The following is a 23777-nucleotide window of genomic DNA, read 5'->3' as shown; positions in this document are numbered from 1 at the left end:
CTCTAAGCTAATCTCTGCTAGTCTCTTCACTTACTTCTTTCGCTTTCCAAAGTGCTCTTGCTTTTTTTAAGGACTCTTTATACTCCGCTTCCGGATTAGAGTCAATTACAATACCAGCCCCAGCTTGAACGTGCGCAACCTGGTCTTTAATTACCATTGTACGGATGGCAATATTCAATTCCATATCATCATTGAACCCAATAAATCCAATAGAACCAGTGTAAACGCCACGGCGTACAGGCTCAAGTTCTTCAATTATTTCCATCGTTCTAATTTTGGGTGCGCCTGTAATTGTGCCACCAGGAAAGGTTGCTTTGATTGCATCAAATGCAGTACTCCCAAAAGACGAAACGCCTCGAACGTTCGAAACAATATGCTGAACATGCGAATATTTTTCAATCACCATAAATTCATCGACTTCTACAGTGCCATACTCGCATACTCGCCCAAGGTCATTTCGTTCAAGGTCGACAAGCATCACATGCTCAGCCCGCTCTTTTTCATTTTCGATCAGTGTACGGGCTAGACGTTCATCCTCGGTATCATCTTTTCCACGAGACCTCGTGCCTGCTATTGGTCTTGTGCTAAGTTCACGTCCTTTTTTCTTAACAAGGAGCTCTGGAGAAGCACTCACAATATCGAATGAGTCTGTATGGATTAGAGACATGTAAGGCGAGGGATTGATCTCCCTCAACGTCTCGTAAACCGATAGCGGATCAGAATGCATTGTTCTCGATTCCCTCAGAGAAAGGTTTACTTGAAAGACATCTCCATTAGAAATGTACTCCTTCACTTTTTGCACTGCATTAGCAAAGGTTTCTTCACTCATTGAAAAATATTGCTCGTGTTCTCTCGTTTGATCAGAAGGTCCTTTTGAGCTAGAATTAACCGGTTTAGTCCACTCTTGTTTATATGTTTTTAGTCGTTTCTGCCCCTCTTGCTCTTTCCCTTTCTCTACTTGAGAAATGAACCAGAGTGTTTGTTCTACATGATCATAAACACCAACATCTTCATAGACAACGAAAGAAAGCTCTGGGAGATGAAGATCGTCCTCTGCGAGATTCGGTAAATTCTCTATTTGGCGAGCAATGTCATAACTGAAAAATCCCATCGCACCGCCCTGGAAGTCAGGTAACCGATCATCTGTACTACTCACATTCTGCTGCATCCATAGCTGCATGAGATCTAATAAATTGCCTTCTTGCTTTTTAGGTTCTTCACCATTCTCCGTAATTGTTAATTGGGACCCTCTCCCGTAAAGGTTAGCAATAGATTTAATACCGAACATACTATACCTACCGCCACGAGTACTATCCAACAAAATATGCTCTGGTCGACCATCAATAAATTGTTTATAACGGACAAACCACTCCTCGGACTCCATTTCAAGTGTTTCAAAAATCGGAATGCGTGCTGTTTTTTCTAGCTGGTCTAGCAATATTCTTCACACCCTATCAAAAGCTAAGCATATGCTTCCGCTCTGTTTATGCCTTTATTCTACATGAAGTGACGTATTGCTTCATCCTTTTTATACTCCCCTAACTCTTGACGACAGGTCATTAGAAAAACTTTCCTTTCAATATTGATGCATGCTACATCAACAATCTCTTTTCTATATAAAAAAAGCAGCCCCGCCAGGACTGCTTTCATTGTTACTCATCGTCAAATTGGAAAAGCGGTGTGCTAAGATAGCGCTCGCCATTACTTGGAATTACAGCAAGGACTTTCTTTCCCTTGCCAAGCTTTTTGGCTACTTCAAGCGCTGCATAAATTGCTGCCCCAGAAGAAATACCGCCAAGTACTCCTTCTTCACGTGCAGCTTTTCTAGCCCACTCAAACGCCTGGTCATTCTGTACCTGGATGACTTCATCGTACACTTCCGTGTTCAGAATAGATGGGACAAAACCAGCTCCAATTCCTTGAATCTTGTGAGGTCCCGGCTTACCACCTGATAATATTGGGGAATCAGTTGGTTCTACCGCGTATAACTTGATGGAAGGAAAATGCTTCTTTAACACTTCTCCAGCGCCTGTAATTGTACCACCAGTACCAATTCCTGCTACAAACCCGTCAAGCTGATCCATCTGATCAATAATTTCTTTCCCAGTTGTGCGTCTGTGAACTTCAGGATTTGCTTCGTTTTGGAATTGTTGTGGCATAAAGTAACTATGTTCCTTTGCCAGCTCTTCCGCTTTGCGAATCGCTCCACCCATACCTTCAGAACCAGGAGTTAAGACAAGCTTTGCTCCATAAGCTTTAAGCAAGTTACGGCGCTCCATGCTCATTGTATCAGGCATAACCAGTACAGCTTGATAGCCTTTCGCTGCTGCGACCATTGCAAGACCAATACCAGTATTACCGCTGGTCGGCTCAACGAACGTATCTCCAGCTTTAAGCTCGCCTTTCTCTTCAGCAGCTTCAATCATCGCTAAAGCGATACGATCTTTAACGCTGCTTCCTGGATTCATAAATTCTAGTTTTAAATACACCTCTGCGTGGTTATCATCTGTGATGCGATTCAGTTTAACAATTGGTGTTTGACCGATTAGGTCTGTAATTGAATTTGCTACTCTCATCATCACGCCTCCTCAAACCCGAGTGTTTTAATAGGGATTATCTAATTTAAAGAATAGCACCCCAGTGTTGAACTGTCAATTTCAACATTCTATAGTTTACTCTCGCTATATAGATCTTGTAACTCTTCTTTCGAAAAATGATAATGTGCATTACAGAAGTGGCAAGATGTTTCTGCTTCTCCGTCTTCTTCAATCATGTTATTAATTTCTTCTTTTCCAAGTCCCATAATCCCATTTGAGAAACGTTCTTTAGAACAACTGCATTCAAAATTAACCGGCATCTTATCAAGAATCTTAATGTTTTCTTGCCCTAGAAGGTCATTAAGAATTTCTTCAGGCGTTTTGCCATCTTGAATGAGTTTAGAAATTGGTGGTATTGCTTCAATGCGTTTCTCGATAAAGCGAATCGTTTCTTCTTCAGCGCCCGGAAGCAATTGAATCATAAATCCACCTGCAGAAAGAATTGTATTATCCGGATTAACAAGAACACCAACGCCAACTGCAGAAGGAACCTGCTCTGATGTTACGAGATAATAAGTGAAATCATCTCCAAGTTCACCAGAAACAATCGGCACCTGTCCTGTAAACTTCTCTCTCATACCGATGTCCTTTACAACAGATAGAAATCCGTCGCGTCCAACTGCACGTGCGACGTCTAGCTTACCACTTTCATTTAGGTCAAAGTGGACATGAGGATTGCTAACATAGCCTCGCGTTTCACCTTGAGCATTTGCATCAACGATGATCGCCCCAATTGGGCCGCCACCTTCGATTTTGACTGTTATCTTTTCCTTACCTTTAAGTCCAGAAGCCATCATTGTAGAAGCAGTCATTGCACGTCCAAGCGCTGCAGAAGCCGTTGGCCACGTCGTGTGACGACGCTGTGCTTCCGCTACCATCTCAGTACTTGATATCGCATAAGCTCTAACATTACCATCGAATGCTAGTGCTTTGATTAAATAATCGTTCATTTACTATTTCTCCTTTCACTAAGGGTATACACCCAATTACACATTACATGATTTGAATAAGAACTTCCATTCAGACAAACTGAAGAGTCGTTCACGCTTTCTATTTACAGTGAAAATTATTGTATCTTACTACTTTACCCTTTGACTAAGATAAACTTCCTTAAATTCAATAAAACATATTAAAGGAAAAATGAAAAACGCATCCCTCTATCGGTATGCGTTTAGCTCTTCTTTGTTTTTATTATAAATTAAGTGGAGACCTTTAAGCGTTAAGAATGAATCAACAACATCTATCAAGTTGCACTCCTCAGCAATTAACGAAGCAAGACCACCTGTTGCAATCACTGTTGGTTCTTTAGGTGAGTGTTGCTTCATTCGAGAAACAATACCTTCTACCTGTCCTACATACCCATATAAGGTACCACTCTGCATAGCACTTACCGTGTTTTTACCTACGATATGATTCGGCTTAGCAATTTCAATCCGTGGAAGCTTCGCTGCATGCATATAGAGCGCTTCCGTTGAAATGTTAATACCTGGCGCAATTGCACCTCCAACATACTGCTTTTGTTCATCAATATAGCAATAGGTCGTCGCTGTTCCAAAATCAACAATAATAAGAGGTGCACCGTATAAGTGAATACCTGCAACTGCATTAACGATTCGGTCAGCCCCTACTTCTTTCGGGTTATCATACTTTATATTCAATCCTGTCTTAATTCCAGGACCAATCACTAATGGTTTATGATGAAAATACTTCTGGCACATACGCTCAAGAGCAAACATAATTGGTGGAACAACAGATGAAATAATGATGCCTTCAACATCATCAAAAGAGAGATCTTCATGAGAGAAGAGACCCTTAATGACCATTGCATATTCATCTTCTGTCTGCTTTCTGCTTGTTCCCATACGCCAGTGATGCGTTAACTCTTCACCTTCATATACACCTAGAACAATGTTCGTGTTCCCTACATCAAGCACTAGTATCATATTATCACCTTATTAAAAAAATTTATCTTCTGTCATTCTTCCTATAGTTATACCATACATTAGAATCAAAAACGAAGCTCTTTTTTGAAAACGTTTACCGACAGAGAAAGGGGCTTGCTCAAAACGACCTCAGCCATATAAAAAAGCAGGGTGCTTTATGAACACCCTGCTTTTCTTACTTATTCTTGTTCTTCGTTTTCTTCAGGTTTCTCTTCCTTCTTGGAAATGTTCACTTTCACATCTTCAGACGTACCATTTGCATGGTGGCCTTCTGGAAGTTTACCTTCTTCAACAAGAGAACGAATTTGTTCAGCATCAAGCGTTTCAATCTCTTTAAGCGTTTCAGCTACAAGATTTAACTTGTCCTGATTCTCAAGTAAGATCTTGCGACAACGCTCATACGATGATTTGATGATCTTTTGAACTTCAAGATCAATCTCATTAGCAAATGAATCACTATAGTTCTGTTCATTCTGAATATCACGTCCAAGGAAGACGTTTCCTCCTGAACCAGAACCAAACTGCATAGGACCAAGCTTTTCACTCATTCCATACTCTGTAACCATGCTACGAGCAATCGCCGTTGCGCGTTGGAAGTCATTACTTGCACCAGTACTTGCTTCACCAAACGTAATTTCTTCTGCTACACGACCACCAAGTAGACCGATAATTTTATCTTCTAACTCAGGCTTCGTCATCAAGTAACGGTCTTCCTTAGGAAGTGTTACAGCATAACCACCAGCCTGTCCACGTGGAACAATCGTAACTTTATGAACAATATCTGCATTATCAAGCTCGGTACCAATAATAGTATGACCAGCTTCATGGTATGCAACAATGTTCTTTTCTTTCTCAGAAATAACACGACTTTTCTTAGCAGGACCCGCAATAACACGGTCTGTCGCTTCATCAATGTCATTCATATCGACTTTCTTCTTGTCATGACGTGCAGCAACAAGTGCAGCTTCGTTTAACAAGTTCTCAAGATCCGCACCAGAAAATCCTGGTGTACGCATCGCGATGATTTTTAAATCAACTTCATCACTGAGAGGTTTGTTACGAGCATGAACTCTTAGTACTGCTTCACGACCATTAACATCAGGACGATTTACCGGAATTTGACGGTCAAAGCGTCCAGGACGAAGAAGTGCCGGGTCAAGAATATCAGGACGGTTTGTAGCTGCAACGATAATGATACCTTCGTTTGCACTGAATCCATCCATTTCAACTAGAAGTTGGTTAAGCGTTTGTTCACGCTCATCATGGCCGCCGCCAAGACCTGCGCCACGCTGACGTCCAACTGCATCAATTTCATCAATAAAGATAATACATGGTGCGTTTTTCTTCGCATTCTCGAATAGATCACGTACACGAGAAGCACCTACACCAACAAACATTTCTACGAAGTCAGAACCAGAAATTGAGAAGAACGGTACTCCAGCTTCACCAGCTACAGCTCGTGCTAGCAATGTTTTACCCGTACCCGGAGGTCCTACTAGAAGAACACCTTTTGGAATACGTGCACCAACTGCTGCGAACTTACGAGGGTCTTTTAAGAATTCAACAACCTCGACAAGCTCTTGCTTCTCTTCATCAGCTCCAGCTACATCTTTAAATGTTACTTTCTTTTTCTCTTCACTGTACAACTTCGCTTTACTCTTACCGAAGTTCATGACACGGCCACCGCCGCCTTGAGCCTGGTTAAGTAAGAAGAAGAACAAAATGAAAATAATAATGAAAGGAATAATCGATGTTAGAAAAGTAACCCAGCCGCTTTGCTCGGGTGCTGGCTCTGTTGTTAACTTTACATTTCCTTCATCAGCTGCAGTTAAGATATTCTCTACAGCTCTTTCTGAGTCAGGTACATTCGTAACGAATGTATTAGCATCTTCGCTGCCTTCATCGCCACCAGCTAACTGACCAGTAACAGTATATACACCGCGCTCAGGTTGTAACGTTAATTCTTGAATCTCACCATTGTTCAGTTTTGACTGAAATTCGCCGTAATCTAATACATTTGTGTCATCGTTTGTTCCATTAAAGAAACTAACAACACCCACTACGACGAGGAATATTAACAAATAAAATATTGTATTACGGAAGATACGATTCATTCCTTACCTCCTCCCACGAACAGGAAACCATAGATTATCTTACCATATTGGCACAACTGACTACAACAAATTAACCTTGATAAATCTCGGGCTTAAGAATGCCGATAAACGGTAGGTTACGGTACCTTTCAGCAAAATCCAGACCATAACCAACAACAAACTCATCTGGAACGATGAAGCCAGCAACATCAGGCTTGAGATCAACCTTTCTGCCAGTTGGTTTGTCAAGAAGCGTTACAATCTTAATCGATTTTGCTTTACGATACTTCAGCAGATCGATTAGATAGCTTAGCGTTAGACCACTATCAATAATATCTTCAAGAATGAGAACGTCTCGCCCTTCTACAGATGTGTCAAGATCCTTGATGATTTTAACTTCACCTGAAGATACGGTTGAATTCCCATAGCTTGATACGTCCATAAAGTCCATTTCAAGATGGCAAGTCATACGCTTTGTTAAATCACCCATGAAAGGCATCGCACCTTTAAGTACGCCAATCACAAGTGGGAAGCGATCTTCGTACTCATCTGAAAGCCTCTTACCCAAATCACGGCATTTTTCTTGAATTTGTTCTTCACTAATTAATGTTTCTTGAATTTCGTTTAACATCAGTGTTATTGCCCTCCCAACCTATGTAAGTTTTTTTGCATAATGCAAAAGTACGAGCTTATTCTTTTTATCAGACAGCGTTGCTTTTTCAGAACGAGTAACTCCAGCGACCCAGATGATGTGACCCGTTTGATCCTCAATAATTGGCCAGACATCACGCTCTGAACGGTCTATTTTACGGTCGATAAAAATATCCTTTACCTTTTTCGTTCCTATCATGCCTTTTGGCTGAATTCGATCGCCAGAACGTCTTGAACGCACTACCAATGGAAACGCCACTTCTTCAATGATAAAATCATTCGAAGAAAGATGTTGTGGAACTGAATCGATCGGAACGGCCGTAATCGTTCCTAGCGGTGTTTCCACAGAGCCTCCCAAAGATAGATGATACTCATACGGTTCTGGGTGCATAAAGGTTTCAAAAGATAAATAACAGGTGGTATAAGATTTTACCGCCCTCAGTTCTAGGGGCAGATTAAGGGAAGCAGAAGGGTGCTCAGAATCGAGCATTAACTGCAAATCCTCAATATGTATAGAAGAAAAAGGAGCATTGCCTGTATAAAGATAGTTTAATATTAGATGAATCACTCTTCTTTGTAAAGGAATAGGCAGGCATTGATGCGACTTGATATCCAACTTCACAAATTTGTCATTTTGCTCAATGATAACATCATCTAAATGAGCGCTTGCTTGCTGCATCAAATATTGCTCGTCACTATGTAGCCGCTCACTATATAATTGGTACCTCAGATGGACACTCGGATTTTCTTCCTTCAAAAAGGGCAAGATATGATGCCTGAAACGATTTCTCACATATCGGTCGCTTGAATTAGAAGGATCGATTCGATACGAAAGGGAATGGTTATCACAGTAATTCAATACTTGATCTTTTGTTATACCTAAAAATGGACGAATAATCATCCCCGTTGAAAACGGTCGTTTTACAGGGATACCAGCTAATCCCGCTCCTGTGCTCCCATGAACCTGTCTCATCAACATCGTTTCAATCTGATCATCACCATGATGAGCAAGTGCCAGGGCATTTGCACGATATTTATCCATAATCTGCTCAAAAAATTTATAGCGACATTCCCTTGCAGCCACTTGCGTTGATAATTGGTGAACTTCTTTGTAATGCCCGACATCTACAGAAGAAGCTTCAAAAGTAATTCCTCCATGCTCACAATACCGTTTCACAAAGGCAAGATCCTCAAGTGATTCCTCACCTCTAAGCCCATGATCCATATGCGCAGCAATAACCGTCAACTTGTAATCGGAAAGCTTATTTGTCAGATAGTGAAGTAAAGCAACAGAATCTGGTCCTCCCGAAACACCTATTACAACGGTATCTCCCTTATGCAATAAATCATGTTTCTGGATAAAACGATCAACATCCTGTAACAACCTCTGTCTTCCTCTCGCTTCCTGTTCTTCAAAACAGTTTTTCATTCAGTACTATTAGCCTAACAGCGCCTTCTTCAAACCTTTTTATCGTTAAAAGACATGGCCAACTAAGTATAAAGTATAAAAGAAGAGAATAAAAGCGAACAAAAGAACGGTCTCGATCCAGCCAGAACGTTTTTGTTTCTTAGGTTTCTGTCGTTTTTGTCTAGATATCACTCTCGAATTGGAGGGTATAGTTGAACGATTGCTTGCTCCTGACTTTACACCCTGCAGAAGTGAGAAGAGTTCTTGTCGCATCTCTGAAGCATTTTGATAACTGCCCCTAAGAGCCTTTTTAAGAATAGGCTTATAGGATTTAAGTAAAGGGCTTTTCTCTATTTTGTTCATCAGAAATAGTTCCGATTCCTTCTTCGGTCTATCAAATCGCTGTGGGTAGGCTGCATTAATCATAATCATTGCAGCAGAAAATAAATCATACGAAGGTTCTGCAACTCTAGTTCCAAGTCCCCAATAACCACGATCGAAGAATTCAGTAAACTCTTTAACAGACCTTCCCATCCCTGTCGTACCACCAACATCAAGCCAGCGAATGGTTGGTGGTGAGCCTTCAACGAGTAAATTATCTGGCTTTAAATCCCCAAACACCCATCCTTCTCGGTGAAGCGCACCTAAATCACGAAGGAGTTGAAGCATTAGAATACCAAGCCACTCTTTCCCCCGTCTCTCAATAAACGAAAAAAGTGGTTCGCCATTGATGTATTCCATTACATAGAATGGATAGCACTTCCCGTTCATCTCCCAATCATCGACCTCATAGAAAAACGGCCCAAGAACCGTTCCCTGGACCATCGAAAGCTGTTTGAGAACATTGACTTCAGAGGTAATTGACATACTATCAATGCCTAACTTAATAGCTACGTTTCCCCTATTGGAGTCTGCTAAATAAACTGTACCGAGCGCACCGTTCCCAAGTTTTTTGATAACTTGATAGCTTTGCTTGTTCCACTTCCCTCTTATTCTTGTTCCACGAGGAACATTAGCTGCCTGATTCTTCGAAGTAGCCGCCATCTTCTAGCAGTCCTCTCTTTGAACGTTTTTTCTGATAGGCTTCAATCGCTTCCTTAAGTGCAGGACCTGTTGGTGTAATACCTCCTGAACTAAGCTTCGGAAAAATCGTATGAATATCTTTCATTTGAGGTGTCCAATTCATCAGTTGTTCGACTTGCTTTCTTTTCCCGGGAAATGCATATAATGCATATTCATTTTGTCCAATTCTTGAGTGAAGACTAATGGAAAGGTCTAGAAGGGCATCCTCTACCGTTGGAAGTTTATGCTGCATGCTCGCACTCGTATCAATCATAATTAATACTTCAAGATCCATCGTTTCCCCCAGTTCATCTACCACTTCTACCACCTGCCCACGCTTATCAGGCGGTAAATCTTCTATCTCTTTTTCAGCACCTAGAATAGATTGTAATTCTTTATGAATAAATCCTTGGATAGTCTGAGTCATCGCTTTACGTGTAACCATCTGAACCGTATGCGACAATTGTCGAGCATAAACTAGCTGGTGGATGCCCCCTCCAGATAAAGCAATATTCTCAATTTCCTTTAGTCCGCTGTCAGTCCGCTCGTTTTCATCAAGCACACCAATAACATTTACTGTCATCCCATGCTCTCTTGCAAGAGCCGCCATTGCAACCGGATCTTCCCCCTGGTTAGAACATCCGTCTGTTATTAGTAGAATCTGTCTAAGTGTTCCTTTCTTCATCTCGACTCCTCCTTTTTTGCTGTTACAAGCATCGCCCTCAGGAGGAGAGTTTATACATGATTCAGTTTCATCCTATTGTGCTTTTTTCTTTCTGAATGAAGGTGCCGAATAGATTGGAATGGTTGACCATTTCGGGATGTTCCTCTTGACCCGAGCTACGACTATAGTCATATCATCATCAATTCTTCCATACTCTGTTCGAATCACTTCTTCCATTATCAAATCAGCTATTTCCTGCGGTTTATCCGTAGCAAGTTCTCTTATTTTGCGTTTCATCCAGAACTCAGGATTCTCGATGTTTTTCACACCTTCATAAATCCCATCGCTCATCATAATTAATAGATCTCCAGCTTTCAACTGTTCACTAACGACCTCTACATCGAATTCAGGTATGATTCCCATTGGTAGATTAGCTGATTCGATCATCATGACTCGATCTCCGCGTTTGATGAAGCTAGGAATCGAACCAATTTTAAGGAATTTAGCTGATGCATCCTGTAGGTCAATCATGGCAAGATCAAGTGTTGAAAAGATTTCGTCCGTGTTACGAAGGGACAGAACCGAATTGACCGATTTAATGGCAACGGTTTCATCTATGCCCGAATGAAGAATTTTCTGGAGCAGTTGAATCGTTTCTGTACTCTCTTGGTGCGCCCGCTCTCCGTTCCCCATTCCATCACTTATGGCAATAGCATATTTCCCAGCACCAAGTTCAATCGTCGAATGACTATCCCCTGATATCCAAGCCCCTCCTTTCGCAGCATTCGCAACACCCGTTTCCACAATAAAGTCTCTCGCTGATCCAAAATAAAGATGACATGTTTCATGCTCGTGTTCCGCACACACTTCTTTTTTCACAACTATATTTTCTTTTAGAATGTCTGATAACATTGGGGCAATGACCTTTTCTCCCTCACCGCGACCTCCACACGCTGGGATTTTCATTTCAACATCAACATTTCCCTCTTCAAGGCTATAGATTTCAACTTGTCCAACTTCAAGCCCCATACTTTGAATCGCATCCATAATTTGTTCTTCCTGCTGATGGAGATTATCACGCTCTTTTTGTATTTCCTTCGCAAAGTCACCCATAACGTGCGATACGCCTCGTAACTGGTCTGCTACAATCTTTCTGCTTTCACGGACCTGTTTCTTTAACATACGGTTAGCGTGGTAATGACTCATCTCCTTTCCAATGATATCTATAACTTTATTTGCCTTAATACAATGTTGATCAAAATCTCTTTTCAAACTATAATTCTTTAATTCTGTTGTTTGTTCAAGTTCATGCATAATTCCGGTCATATACTCATATGTTTTATCAAAATTCTTTGCCCAACACGTTTCTTTCTTAAAACAGTTCTGACAGGTTTTTTCTGTAACATGACTTAGAAAATAGTCGACTTCTCTTTCGCTTTGATCATCCTGCTGAACATCGACATCCGTAAAGCTACTCGAAAGGGCTTGAAACAAGTTCGAGAATTGTTCGACTCGATTTGCTGTCACATCACGAACCTTCCTGAGGTATTGTTGCTGTTCATTAGTATGTTCAACAGTCCCAGGTATATATTTTGAAAGTTGTGATGTAATACGAGAAGGTGTACAAAAAAACAATAGAACCGCGATAGCAGACTCCATCAGATTAGGATACAGAAATTCAGGACCGCTTCCATAGAGCGCAATTAACAAGGTGCCGATCAGTAATCCCATGCCGACACCTACTTTTCTCCCATCCTTCAATAACCCACCTAGTAACCCTGAAAAAGCAAGCATACTCATCTGATAGAGACTGGCAACGTTCGCAAGAGCAAGAATTAAGCCAGTAACAACCCCAACGGTCGAACCAATAGCCGCTCCACCTACATACGCAAAAATAAGAACAAGATACCGCGATAAAATATTTTCAATAGAAAATCCATAAACGACCCAACCAATTGTTCCTGTTAACATTGTCGCGAGGAGAATAATAAAACTAATGATTTCTTCATTTTTAAGAGCCATAGATCTTTTTTTCATAGAAAGGACAGGTATACTCTGAATAAAGATAATGGTTAAGATCATTCCTAGTGCACCTTCTACTGCTGCTAATATCCAGTTTGTATTCATAAGTGATCGTTCTGTGATTAAACTTAAGATTAACCTTCCTAGCAAGCTTGTTGCAAAAACAAGGATAGGTAGTGTCTTTACAAGTGACAGAGAAGATAACTTAACGAATCGATTGATAATCAGGAAAACAAGAATACCGAGCATAATGAACGCTGTATTATAAAGATTAGAAGTGGAAACCGCACCAGCAAGTAAAGCGATCATAATCATCGGCGCACGTTCACGCTTCAAGAAGAACACGGCTCCAAAGAAAGGAATCGCAAAAGGCGTCACTTGTGTGAGAATAACAGCTCGTCCTAGCAGGAATCCAATTACAAATAGCAAAAGTCCTCGTTGAAAAAAAATAATTTCCAACTTGGCTTTTATCCCCTGTACCCACTTCCCCATTCTGGATCTTGACCTTTCCATTACTAACTCGCTTTGCATTCCCCCACCTGCTTTCTTTCATTCTATTTTAATCACCGATCTGCTTTAAGCAGTTTGTGTTATATATTAAAGCACAGGCTATATTCGCTTTTTGTCAAAAAAAAGCACAAGCATAGGATAAACTTCTCGACTTCTTTCCCTGAAGCTTGTCAATCAGTTGTAGATACATGAGAAATCTGTAAACAACTGGAAGATCAAAAAACACGTGTAAACAAGCATGAGTATAGGGATAGTTAGGTTTACTCTATTTTTTAAGTGTCATGTCAACTGGAAATAAAAAGGTCGAAATGTTACAGATAAAAAAGAAAATAACTAACATATTAGTTATACAATTGGTGTTCTAACCTGGACAAACGTTCTTCTTATCCACCCACAATGCATACATAAAAAAATCCCTGCATTTTTATTAAATGCAGGGATTTTTATCAAACTATGTATTTATGAATTTATCATTAGTATTAAGTAATAGTGGTGACCCGTACGGGATTCGAACCCGTGATACCGCCGTGAAAGGGCGGTGTCTTAACCACTTGACCAACGGGCCAGACAATAAATATGGTAGCGGCGGAGGGGATCGAACCCCCGACCTCACGGGTATGAACCGTACGCTCTAGCCAGCTGAGCTACACCGCCATATGACTGTTGCTTTCTTAAGCACAAGATATATAATACATTGCAGAAAAGTTTGTGTCAACTTATTTTTAATAGTTTTTAATGTTTGCTTTAATTTTTTAAGTTGTGAACCTAATAGTAATAACAAACGAGGCATGCAATCGCATGCCTCGTTTGTTTATAAAATATGATTTAGTAGACAACAAGCTCTAGCCGCGACGTGCGCCACGACCTCCTCGTTTTGACTCAGTTTGTTTCTTTAAAGTTGAAAGACGGTCTTCACTGTCTTTAAGAAATTTGCTCATTTTATCCTCAAATGACTCTACTGGAGGACGTCCACCTCCGCGAGGCTTACCTTTAAAACCACCGCCACCAGGTCTTCCGCCGCCTCCTTGAGGTCGGCCTCCGCCTTGTGGGCGTCCTTGTGGACGTCCTTGAGGACGTTCAGAAGCAGGTCGATCTTTTGCTTTCTTGATTGATAAACCAATCTTACCGTCGTTTTCAACCTGGATGACCTTTACTTCAACCTGATCGCCAACTTTTAGAAAATCATTAATGTCCTTGACATAGTTGTCCGCAACTTCACTAATGTGAACGAGACCTGTTTTGCCATCTGGCAGTTCAACAAACGCGCCAAAATTTGTAATACCTGTTACCTTTCCCTGTAACTTGCTGCCTACTTCGATTGCCATGTAAAAAAAGCTCCTCCTTAGAATCTTTAAAAGATCAGTCGTACGTTAATTATACCCCTTGAAAAAACAACGTGTCAATTTGAGGAAGAAGGAAGCTTAAAGATCGTCTCTCCGGGTTTTGACATAAAGTAGTCTCTTCTTGCCAGTTCACCGATATAATCAAGATTATTAAGTTTCTCAATCTCTTCCGTTAGATAATTTTCTTGTTCCTTAAGACGTACCAATTCTTCTTCAGCCTGCTTTTGCTGTAGATTCTTTTCTTCGATCGTTGATGCCTGTGAAGTGAATACGGAGATAAATAGAATAGCTATGGCTAAAGCGGCTGCCGCGAATGCAGTGAGACGTCGAACTAAACCTCTCCGTCTACGTTCTCTAACTTTGTCCTGAAGCTGTTTCTCCTGATGATATTCTGAATGAACTTCTGTCACTTTAGGCTTGTGTTTATTCGCAGTAACCAAGCTTTCCCTCCTCACTTTCTTAGTTTAGATAACCAATGGTATATGTAGTTCTTTATTTTATCGGCAAATCCTGCTGTTTTTATTAGTGATGAGCGAACGGATCGAGGAATTAGTTTCCACAACAGTAAAATCACCCACTTAAACGGTACCCAAAAGAGCTTAAATATAAACCAAAAAATGGTTGCCCCAACACTCAATATCATCATACATAAGCTAAATAAAAGTTTCAATATAAACCGAATTGGTTTATAGATAAGGTGTATAAATAGTGAACGAACAAAATTAAAGAGTCCAATTGCTACTATAATAATTCGTTCTAGACTATTACGGTATAACTGTTGAAAGAGAGCACGATATGCTGCATATCCACATAATAACGCTAAAAAGACATAGAATCGCAGTGCCCCTTCGTTTACTTCGTACAGCACATAGAAAATAAGAAGACCTTGCAAGAGCCAAAATACAATGTCGTTACCGTAGAGCCATAAACTTTTGCTCTTGCGTGGATGAAGAAAACGGCTATAGGTATCCATGGCTATACCAAGCCACACCCCCATAGCCACCATGGCGATCATTGTATAAAATTGCACCGTCAGCGTCATTTGAACAACTTGCTAAAGAAACCTTTAGCTTTTTCCCCTTCGTGATGATCAAGATAACTGAGATCAAATATCTTACCTTCAATTGATACTCGCCCTTGCTCTACATTTAAATTCTTCATCTTTAAATGCTGTCCTCTAATAGCAAGAAAACCCATTGAGGTTTCAAGTAGAAACTCTTCGTTATCAAAGCTATCGACATGCTTTACTCCTGTAATTTCAAGCGATTTACGAGATTTCATCACAAGATCATGTTCAGGTGTGTTAGCAGACTTCTCATATGAACCATACTCATAGTAATTATCCATCGCTCTCCTCCTCTTCTCGATACAAGTCTATGAACTGAATGAGGCATTTAGAACAAGCTGTGTAGGGCATCTATATTCTAATAAGAGAGGGGTTTATACCTAAAAGAATCATTTGTGAGCAACAAAAAAAGACCCGATTGGGTCTTTTTCTATTCGCCTGCTGCTTCTTCTTTTACGATTGTAAACATGTTACCTGCTTCATCTTTTTTTGTTGTTTCCTTTAGTTCATCGACACGAGCAGTTACTTTCTTATGACCGAAAGAAATCACTAGCTCATCTCCAGGCTTAACCGTTGTACCTGCTTTTGCTTTATTACCGTTCACTTCGATTCGTCCTTTATCGCATATTTCTTTAGCAATTGAACGACGCTTAATGATTCGTGAAACTTTAAGAAATTTATCTAATCTCATAATTTTCTTCTCTCCTTACTTGATTCCTCTTCGCTTTGCTTCTTCCCAGTATTGATCTAACTCTTCAAGAGATAAATTCTCTAATTGTAGTCCTTTTTCCTTTACCCTCTTCTCAATATGCTGAAAACGAGCAATAAATTTTTGGTTTGTTCTATGAACCGCAACTTCTGGATCGATTTTATAAAACCGTGCTAGGTTTACGAGTGCAAAGATCAAATCCCCGAGTTCACCTTCTTGATCATCAAATGTTTTCTCATGAACTGCTTCTCTGAATTCAGTCAGCTCTTCCTGAATTTTTCCCCAAATTGGCTCAACTTCATCCCAGTCAAAACCTACTTTTGCTGCAGCCTTCTGTAGTTCATTTGCCCGCATTAATCCTGGAAGGCCTTTTGTAACGGCATCAAACTGAGAAGGTGAGGTTTCTTTTTCTTCCTCTTTCACACGGTTCCATAGTCCTGCAACTTCTTCCGCTGTTTCTACCTTCTCATCTCCAAAGACATGGGGATGTCGACGAATTAATTTGTCACTTAACTTCTGAATAACATCATCTACTGTAAACATTCCATCATCTTCGCCGATTTGAGCATGCAGTAACACCTGAAGCAACACATCACCTAGCTCTTCTGCAAGGTGATCCTCATCCTTCTCGTCAATCGCCTCGAGTACTTCATATGATTCTTCAATAAGATATTTCTTAAGTGATTCATGCGTTTGTTTCATATCCCACGGGCAACCACCAGGTGCACGTAATGTTGCTACTACTTGTCTTAACCACCCAAAATCTTGATAGAGTAGCTTTTCGTCTCGAACAGGTGGCACATACACTGCAGTAAGGTTATTCACTTCCATTGCACGATCTAATTCAAACAACGGTACTTTCACAACTTTCTCATCACGACTCCCTGCAGCCTGAAGAACCGTTACTTCATAGTCATCAGGCAGTAACTCCATTAGCGTAAGCTTGACGTTAGAAGCTGTGAATTGATCATAGACTTGTACAAAGATCAGGTGGTTTCGCACCTGAACTTCAGATCTGGCAAAACGAGTCGCATCTAGGATCTGACAACCTTCAATTGGGTCAATTCGTACTGCAGTAAAGAGAGCATCTAGGAAACTTTGCCCCCCAGCTACTTTCACTTCAATACCATGCATTTCTTGTTCATCTAATAACAGCTGAACTGTAGCTTCAGCCATCATAGGATGGCCTGGAACTGCATAGACCAAAGAGCCTTTCTCTGCTTCTTGAAAGAGACGATCAACAATAGCGCGATACGTATCCTCGAAGGAGTCCTGATTTTCATAAATAGCATCGAAGCCTGTCATTGAAAGCCCATCTTCAATTAATTCCCTTAATACTGGATGGTCAAGCGTTCTTGCAAAAATTCTCTCTGCAGCCTGAAGCGTTCGATAACTTCCGAGAGAAAGCTGACTTAAATCGCCCGCTCCAGTACCAACAATTGTAATTTCCGTCATAGCTTAGACTCCTTTTCGTAATTTATTTTGTAATATCCTTACTTTCTCGCCTTTAGGTAACTGCACTATTTCCTTATCAGTAAAGACTCGTAAGATGAGGATTGATAACCCCAAAACGCAAGCTCCAACTACCGCCCCACCTAATGCAGAAAAACTGGCTAAGCTTCTTGAAACAGCTGAAGGAAAAAGGATTTGAAGCACAATTACAGCACTACTCATGATGGCCACCGCTATGATGGCACGGCCAATATGAAAAGGATACTGAATGAGTCCTATTTTTGAGTGAACAGCAAGTATAGTAAGCAGAGCGACGGTTGCAAGTCCAATCACCGTTGCTATTGCAGCGCCGTCTATTCCCAATATGGGAACTAGTACGATATTTAAAAACCCCTTCAACAGAATGCCAATTCCAGCATATCGCGCGGCTTTCCTTGCAAGACCAACCCCCTGCAGAATTCCGGCTGCAGTCATGGCAAGAGAACTAAATAAAATCGAAACTGCAAGAAAGCTAAGCGTACGAGAAAGCGAATCATCTGTAAAAAGCATGATATTGGTTACATCCATAATGCTTGCAAGACCTGCTGCAGCAGACAGTCCAATTACAAAGCTTATTTTCAATGAAAGTCCCGCTTTTTCATGAATGAGCAAGGTATTTTTTTCAGCTGTTGCTTTTGAAATAACGGGTACGATTGATAGCGACAAGGATGTAGCAAGAACTGTTCCTACTTGCAAGAGCGGTTGACCGCGATCAAAAATGCCCTTCGTTTCCCGAGCTTCAATCGATGATAACCCGTACTCAGATAGACCTGATACGATTGTTAATGCATCCATTAACTGAAACAGCACCATCACAAGTGCACTCACGCAAATTAACGTACCTTCTGTTAAAAGCCTGTGTGCAATCCTTATAAATCGCAATGGATTGACTCGGTGAGGTTCCAACTTTATCTTTCGTCCTTTTATACGAAGCACAACAAGAAGCACAAGTGCAGCGACACCACCCAATATAGACCCTAGTGCTGCACCTGTACCAGTTGCATAAGCTCCATATCCATTGGAAACGAGTCCAATGGATATGGTTAGAATAGCGATAACACGAACTGTCTGTTCGGTAACTTGAGACCATGCAGTGGGTATAACATTTTCATGACCCTGAAAGTATCCTCTGATAGAAGCGATACCTGGCATAATGAGAAACGAAAAAGCTGTGGCACGCAGTGGATTTAGTAATCTCGGATCATCCATTAAATCAGCTAGAGCCGGTGCACCCATATAAAGAGTTACAAATCCAACCAGTCCAAGTAAAGTGAGGACATAAAAACTATAACGCGAAATCTCCTCTGCCTTCTCAGTATTGTTTCTAGCCATCTGCTCAGCGACAAGTCTCGAAATGACGACTGGGAACCCATAAGTAGCAAGGATAATAGCAATAGAGTAGAAAGGGTAAATTTGTTGATAGACATAGAACCCTATGTCACCTGTGATATTTTGATAAGGGATTCGGTAGCCCACGCTCAAGATCTTCATAAAAAGAGCTACTGCAGTTAGCAGGAGCGCGCCATGCCAGAATCCTTTTTGATTTTCATTTGACGTCATACACACCTACCACACGTAATTTTTAGCCTGATTATTATGTACGAATTATATCATACGATGGAATGTGGGAAACTTTTCAAGCATTGTAACACACAAAAAATGGAGGCATATGCCTCCATTTTTTGTTGTCCTATTGTTCCATTTGCCTTGCAAGAAAACCTGCAGCTGTTTCAGCAAGCTTCTGCTCTAATTCAGATACCTTGTCTGCCTCTTTCGCAAGCAAGATCACTGTTCCGATTGGATCCCCATTCGCAATTATCGGAGCAATCACATGTCCGGTTTCAACGGGAACACCTTCGATGAGCTCGCATTTGTCTTCGTTTAGTAGACATCTTCGCTCATTCATCGCTTTTTCGACTGCATCTCCAATGCTTTTGTTGAGATAATCTTTTTTGGACCCTCCAGCTGCCGTAATATAAACATCACGATCAGAAATTAGCGCGATATGACCGGAATGCTCTGCTAGTGACTCCGCATATTCTTTTGCGAAGTCCCCTAACTCGCTAATAGGAGAGTACTTCTTAAGGATAACCTCTCCTTCCCGATCAACGAAAATTTCTAGAGGATCTCCTTCTCTAATTCTGAGTGTTCTGCGAATCTCTTTTGGGATGACAACACGACCTAAATCATCAATACGACGAACGATACCTGTTGCTTTCATCTAAGTTGCCTCGCTTTCTGGAAATGGTATGTGATTGCTCCAATCACTTTGATTATGGTGTAATCTACATGTTCTTTCCATTAGTATCGTTTCGAGGTATGAGTTCTATTCACAAATCTGTCAAAAATGTGCTATACATCCAAAAACGTCTTAATCCCATCCTTAAGAGGCAGTAAAAAACCCACCTCAAAATGTAAGTCAATCTAGACGTCTACGTGGGGGTAACTGCCCCTAGAGCTCCGATTGGTTCAACTAACCATCAGAGGAGGAAGATCCTCCTCTGATGGAAGTTTCACTTTATCCCACCCTTAAGGGGCAGTAAAACCCCCACCTCAAAATGTAAGTCAATCTAGACGCCTACGTGGGGGTAACTGCCCCTAAAGGTCCGATTGGTTCAACTAACCATCAGAGGAGGAAGATCCTCCTCTGATGGAAGTTTCACTTTACTTCGCATTGATTGGCTGCTTTAAAGCTTTCTTCATTTTCTTTAAAACGTTCTCCACAAGTTGCAAATGATCCTTTGTTTCAAGGCCTCTTCCTTTAATCGTTACCTTTACTTTATTACCATCGGCGCCGAGTGCTAACTTATTCCCAAATTCGTTAGCGACTTCAAAAATGGTTTCGCCTCCGATTGCTTCACGAGCAGATTCATGGAAAAGCAGTTGGATGTCCTTCTTGCTTCGACCAATTTTCTCAACCTTTACTTCTTTCGCAATTTCTTTCATTCGTGAAACTTGGAAAAGGTAGTTAACTTCTTCAGGGAAATCCCCAAATCGATCCATCATCTCATCTTGTAAATCCATAATATCCTTAAGTGAATCAATTGAACGGAAACGCTTATACATATCGATTTTTTGTTTCTCATCGTCGATATATGTTCCTGGGATGTACGCATCTACTTCAAGATCAATTTCTACTGTGAATGCTTCTTCCTTAGGCTTGTCGCCTTTTCGTACTTCAATCGCATCTTTTAGCATTTGAGAATAAAGATCAAATCCGACTGAATCAATAAAGCCATGTTGCTCTGCACCAAGCAGGTTACCTGCTCCTCGAATAGAAAGATCTCGCATCGCTATTTTAAAACCTGAGCCTAGCTCGGTGAATTCTTTGATTGCTTGCAAACGCTTCTCCGCTACTTCTGTTAGTACTTTATCTCGCTGGTAGGTAATATACGCGTATGCAACTCGATTGGAACGTCCAACACGTCCACGCAACTGATAAAGTTGAGATAGTCCCATTTTATCGCCATCATACACTAGAAGCGTATTGACGTTCGGAATATCAACTCCAGTTTCAATAATGGTTGTACTCACGAGCACATCAAAGCTTCCATCAAGAAAATCAATCATTACTGACTCAAGCTCAGTTTCGCTCATCTGCCCATGGGCATAGGTGACCCTAGCCTCAGGGACAAGTGTCCTGATTTGATCCGTCATATATTCAATCGATTCTACTCGATTGTAAAGAAAGTACACCTGTCCTCCCCTAGCAAGTTCCCGTTCAATCGCTTCTCTTACAAGGGTTCCACTGTACTCGACTACATACGTTTGAACAGGGAATCGATTTTCAGGTGGTGTCTCAATAACTGAAAGATCCCGCACTCCAAGCATCGACATGTGAAGCGTCCGTGGTATTGGTGTTGCAGTGAGTGTAAGCACGTCAACGTTTGCTTTTAGCTTCTTAATCTTCTCTTTATGCGTTACACCAAAACGCTGTTCTTCATCGACAATTAGAAGACCAAGCTGACTGTACGTGACATCTTTCGAGAGTAGCCTATGAGTACCAATCACAATGTCGACTGTTCCATTCTTCAACCCTTTAAGCGTTTCATTCTGCTCTTTGCGTGAACGGAATCGACTTAATAAACCAATATTGATTGGATGATCGGCAAAACGCTCTTGAATCGTCGCAAAATGCTGTTGAGCTAGGATTGTTGTTGGCACGAGGAATGCCACTTGCTTTCCATCCATAATGGCTTTAAAAGCTGCGCGAATACTTACCTCTGTCTTCCCATATCCTACGTCACCGCAAAGAAGACGGTCCATCGGTCGTGATTTCTCCATATCTTCTTTAATTTCTTGAATGGCTCGAAGCTGATCGTCTGTTTCTTGATAAGGAAAGGCTGCTTCAAACTCTCTCTGCTCTTCCGTATCCTTCTCAAAACTGTGACCAACACTCGCCTCACGTTCGGCATATAATTTAATTAAATCATCTGCAATATCTTCTACAGAAGATTGTACTTTCCGCTTTACTTTCTTCCATTCTGTTCCACCTAGCTTATATAGCTTCGGCTCTTTTCCTTCTGAACCAACATATTTCATGACCTGATCAATCTGTTCAACAGGCACGTATAAATTGTCGTTTCCAGCATAGCTCACATAAAGATAGTCTTTATGAATCCCACTCACTTCTAATGTACGAATACCCAGATATTTCCCAATTCCGTGGTTCACGTGGACAATGTAATCGCCAACTTTTAGTTCTGAATAACTCTTAATGCGTTCTGCATTAGACATTTTCTGAGAGCGTCTTGGCTTTTTTGATTGCTTTGTAAACACTTCAGCTTCAGTTAGAACGGCAAGCTTCTGCATTGGAAGCTCAAAGCCTCCGTTGAGGCTACCGATTAAAATCTGGGGCTGCTGATGCGAAATAGGTGTATCCTGTTCGACCATCATGGCGTTAATGTCGTAATCTTCAAGCACTCGTTCAAGTCTCTTACGACGTTCTTCAGAAGCCGCAAGAAATACAATAGCCATTCCACTCTTCTTCCATCGTTCGATTTCAGTACTAAGAACCTTCATCTGACCGTGGAAATTCTGCATTGCCTTACTCGATACGTTAAGAATATTTTGTGGATTTGTATAAGGAACATGCCTTAAGAAAATTGACAAATACAACGTAGAATGAGTAGGTTTTGAGAACAACGTATCATAAGATCTCGATAGGGAAACGGATGACACAATCTCCCCTTGGTTAAGAAGGGCTGTTTGCCACTCTGCTTCTTCCTTATCCAGATCCGTTGACATTTCCTGAATTCTACTCACTTCGTCGAAAACAACAAGTCCATCCTTAGGTAAATAATCTAGTAAACTGGCAGGTTGGTCATAATAAAAGTCCATGTATTTAATAACGCCCTGGAAACTTTGTTTGTTCTTTAACTGATCAATTTCATATGTGATGTTCGAATGCATAGCTTCTTTCGCTTTTTGATCCTTAACCTTCTTCATTGAAAGCTGTAGCTCCTGTTGAAGGCGATCAGCTCCCTTTTCATAATGCTCAGGAAACAAAACAACTTCATCTGCGGGTCCAATTGTAATCCGATCAGTCTTATTTGCTGATCGTTGTGATTCAATATCAAAGAAACGAATCGAGTCAACCTCTGTATCAAACAATTCAATTCGAATTGGATTGTTTTCCGTTAGTGGATAAATATCGATAATACCGCCACGAACGCTAAATTCACCTGGGGACGAAACCATTGGTACACGCTCATACCCCATAGCAACGAATGTTTCTAGTGTTTGATCAAGTGGAATGTCGTCACCTACGGAGAAGGAGACTTGACTCTTCTCCCATACATCTTTTGGAGGAAGATACCGTCTGACCCCTGAAATGGGTGCAATCACAATTCCATTGTTATTTTTCATCCAATAGTTTAATGCTTCCATTCGCTGTCCTCTTAGCTCAGGACTTGCGATGGCAATTTCTGAAGAAATGAGCTCATTTACTGGATATAAATACACTTCATCAGAAGGGACCAGCTCGCTCATATCTTCGTATAATTTTTGAGCCTGATACAAATTATGTGTAATGATCAGCTGTGGGCGCTTTGTTTCATGGTAAAGGGAAGCCATAAGAAGCATGCGCGCAGATCCAGATAATCCTGCAACCAGCTGTTCTTTAAGACCCTCTTCTACCCCCGAAAAGACCGACTGAAATTCATCGCCTTTACTGAAATATTCTCTTAAACCTAACATCGTTTGCTTATTCTCCCCTC

Annotated in this window: 19 protein-coding genes and 2 tRNA genes; all 21 read right to left on the bottom strand. The window is 41.0% G+C overall.

Annotated features, from left to right (window positions below; genetic code table 11):
• Positions 1–7 precede the first annotated feature (7 nt).
• The 21 genes from FBF83_RS19910 to mfd all read right to left on the bottom strand — a co-directional run bounded on the left by FBF83_RS19910 (position 8) and on the right by mfd (position 23757).
• Complete coding sequence (locus FBF83_RS19910) at positions 8–1384, bottom strand: anthranilate synthase component I family protein (protein WP_136948851.1); 1377 nt, start codon at positions 1382–1384, stop codon at positions 8–10.
• Positions 1385–1652: 268 nt separating this feature from the next.
• On the bottom strand, positions 1653–2579 hold the full coding sequence (cysK, locus tag FBF83_RS19905; protein ID WP_136948842.1) for a cysteine synthase A: 927 nt from the start codon (positions 2577–2579) through the stop codon (positions 1653–1655).
• An 86-nt stretch (positions 2580–2665) separates the two neighbouring features.
• A complete protein-coding gene (hslO, locus tag FBF83_RS19900) occupies positions 2666–3547 on the bottom strand; it encodes an Hsp33 family molecular chaperone HslO (protein WP_136948841.1) in 882 nt (293 codons plus the stop codon).
• Positions 3548–3754: 207 nt separating this feature from the next.
• A complete protein-coding gene (locus tag FBF83_RS19895; RefSeq protein ID WP_136948840.1) occupies positions 3755–4540 on the bottom strand; it encodes a type III pantothenate kinase in 786 nt (261 codons plus the stop codon).
• A 179-nt stretch (positions 4541–4719) separates the two neighbouring features.
• Complete coding sequence (gene ftsH, locus FBF83_RS19890; protein WP_136948839.1) at positions 4720–6654, bottom strand: ATP-dependent zinc metalloprotease FtsH; 1935 nt, start codon at positions 6652–6654, stop codon at positions 4720–4722.
• A gap of 70 nt (positions 6655–6724) precedes the next feature.
• Entirely contained in the window at positions 6725–7264 is a 540-nt protein-coding gene (gene hpt / locus FBF83_RS19885) for a hypoxanthine phosphoribosyltransferase (protein WP_136948838.1), read from the bottom strand.
• Positions 7265–7285: 21 nt separating this feature from the next.
• Positions 7286–8668 carry a tRNA lysidine(34) synthetase TilS gene (gene tilS, locus FBF83_RS19880; RefSeq protein WP_205665337.1) on the bottom strand — a complete coding sequence of 461 codons (1383 nt, stop codon included), beginning with the start codon at positions 8666–8668 and terminating at the stop codon, positions 7286–7288.
• A 90-nt stretch (positions 8669–8758) separates the two neighbouring features.
• The gene (locus tag FBF83_RS19875; protein ID WP_136948836.1) at positions 8759–9736 is read right to left on the bottom strand and encodes a serine/threonine protein kinase; all 978 of its coding nucleotides are present in this window, start codon (positions 9734–9736) and stop codon (positions 8759–8761) included.
• The gene (locus tag FBF83_RS19870; protein ID WP_136948835.1) at positions 9705–10439 is read right to left on the bottom strand and encodes a VWA domain-containing protein; all 735 of its coding nucleotides are present in this window, start codon (positions 10437–10439) and stop codon (positions 9705–9707) included. Before FBF83_RS19870 ends, FBF83_RS19875 begins: the two co-directional genes overlap by 32 nt.
• Positions 10440–10511: 72 nt before the next feature.
• Entirely contained in the window at positions 10512–12971 is a 2460-nt protein-coding gene (spoIIE, locus tag FBF83_RS19865) for a stage II sporulation protein E (protein WP_136948834.1), read from the bottom strand.
• Positions 12972–13440: 469 nt separating this feature from the next.
• Positions 13441–13515, bottom strand: a tRNA-Glu gene (locus FBF83_RS19860).
• 12 nt (positions 13516–13527) lie between these two features.
• Positions 13528–13604 (bottom strand) — tRNA-Met (locus FBF83_RS19855).
• A gap of 188 nt (positions 13605–13792) precedes the next feature.
• Positions 13793–14275 carry a S1 domain-containing RNA-binding protein gene (locus FBF83_RS19850; protein WP_136948833.1) on the bottom strand — a complete coding sequence of 161 codons (483 nt, stop codon included), beginning with the start codon at positions 14273–14275 and terminating at the stop codon, positions 13793–13795.
• A 74-nt stretch (positions 14276–14349) separates the two neighbouring features.
• A complete protein-coding gene (locus tag FBF83_RS19845; protein WP_169525652.1) occupies positions 14350–14733 on the bottom strand; it encodes an FtsB family cell division protein in 384 nt (127 codons plus the stop codon).
• Between the two features lie 11 nt (positions 14734–14744).
• A complete protein-coding gene (gene yabQ / locus FBF83_RS21470; RefSeq protein ID WP_136948831.1) occupies positions 14745–15335 on the bottom strand; it encodes a spore cortex biosynthesis protein YabQ in 591 nt (196 codons plus the stop codon).
• Entirely contained in the window at positions 15332–15640 is a 309-nt protein-coding gene (gene yabP, locus FBF83_RS19835; RefSeq protein ID WP_136948830.1) for a sporulation protein YabP, read from the bottom strand. The genes yabQ and yabP overlap by 4 nt, the downstream gene beginning before the upstream one ends.
• 149 nt (positions 15641–15789) lie before the next feature.
• Positions 15790–16050 (bottom strand): RNA-binding S4 domain-containing protein, encoded by a 261-nt coding sequence (locus FBF83_RS19830; RefSeq protein ID WP_136948829.1) that lies wholly within the window; start codon positions 16048–16050, stop codon positions 15790–15792.
• A gap of 15 nt (positions 16051–16065) precedes the next feature.
• Positions 16066–17523 carry a nucleoside triphosphate pyrophosphohydrolase gene (gene mazG / locus FBF83_RS19825; protein WP_136948828.1) on the bottom strand — a complete coding sequence of 486 codons (1458 nt, stop codon included), beginning with the start codon at positions 17521–17523 and terminating at the stop codon, positions 16066–16068.
• A 3-nt stretch (positions 17524–17526) separates the two neighbouring features.
• A complete protein-coding gene (locus FBF83_RS19820; RefSeq protein WP_136948827.1) occupies positions 17527–19119 on the bottom strand; it encodes a putative polysaccharide biosynthesis protein in 1593 nt (530 codons plus the stop codon).
• Between the two features lie 130 nt (positions 19120–19249).
• Positions 19250–19780 (bottom strand): stage V sporulation protein T, encoded by a 531-nt coding sequence (spoVT, locus tag FBF83_RS19815; RefSeq protein ID WP_136948826.1) that lies wholly within the window; start codon positions 19778–19780, stop codon positions 19250–19252.
• Between the two features lie 443 nt (positions 19781–20223).
• A complete protein-coding gene (gene mfd / locus FBF83_RS19810) occupies positions 20224–23757 on the bottom strand; it encodes a transcription-repair coupling factor (protein WP_136948825.1) in 3534 nt (1177 codons plus the stop codon).
• Positions 23758–23777 lie beyond the last annotated feature (20 nt).

Source organism: Guptibacillus hwajinpoensis (assembly GCF_005144865.1).
Classification (GTDB): domain Bacteria; phylum Bacillota; class Bacilli; order Bacillales; family Guptibacillaceae; genus Guptibacillus; species Guptibacillus hwajinpoensis_A.
Note: the sequence above shows the minus strand (reverse complement) of the source record. Positions and strands in the feature narration are given on the sequence as shown.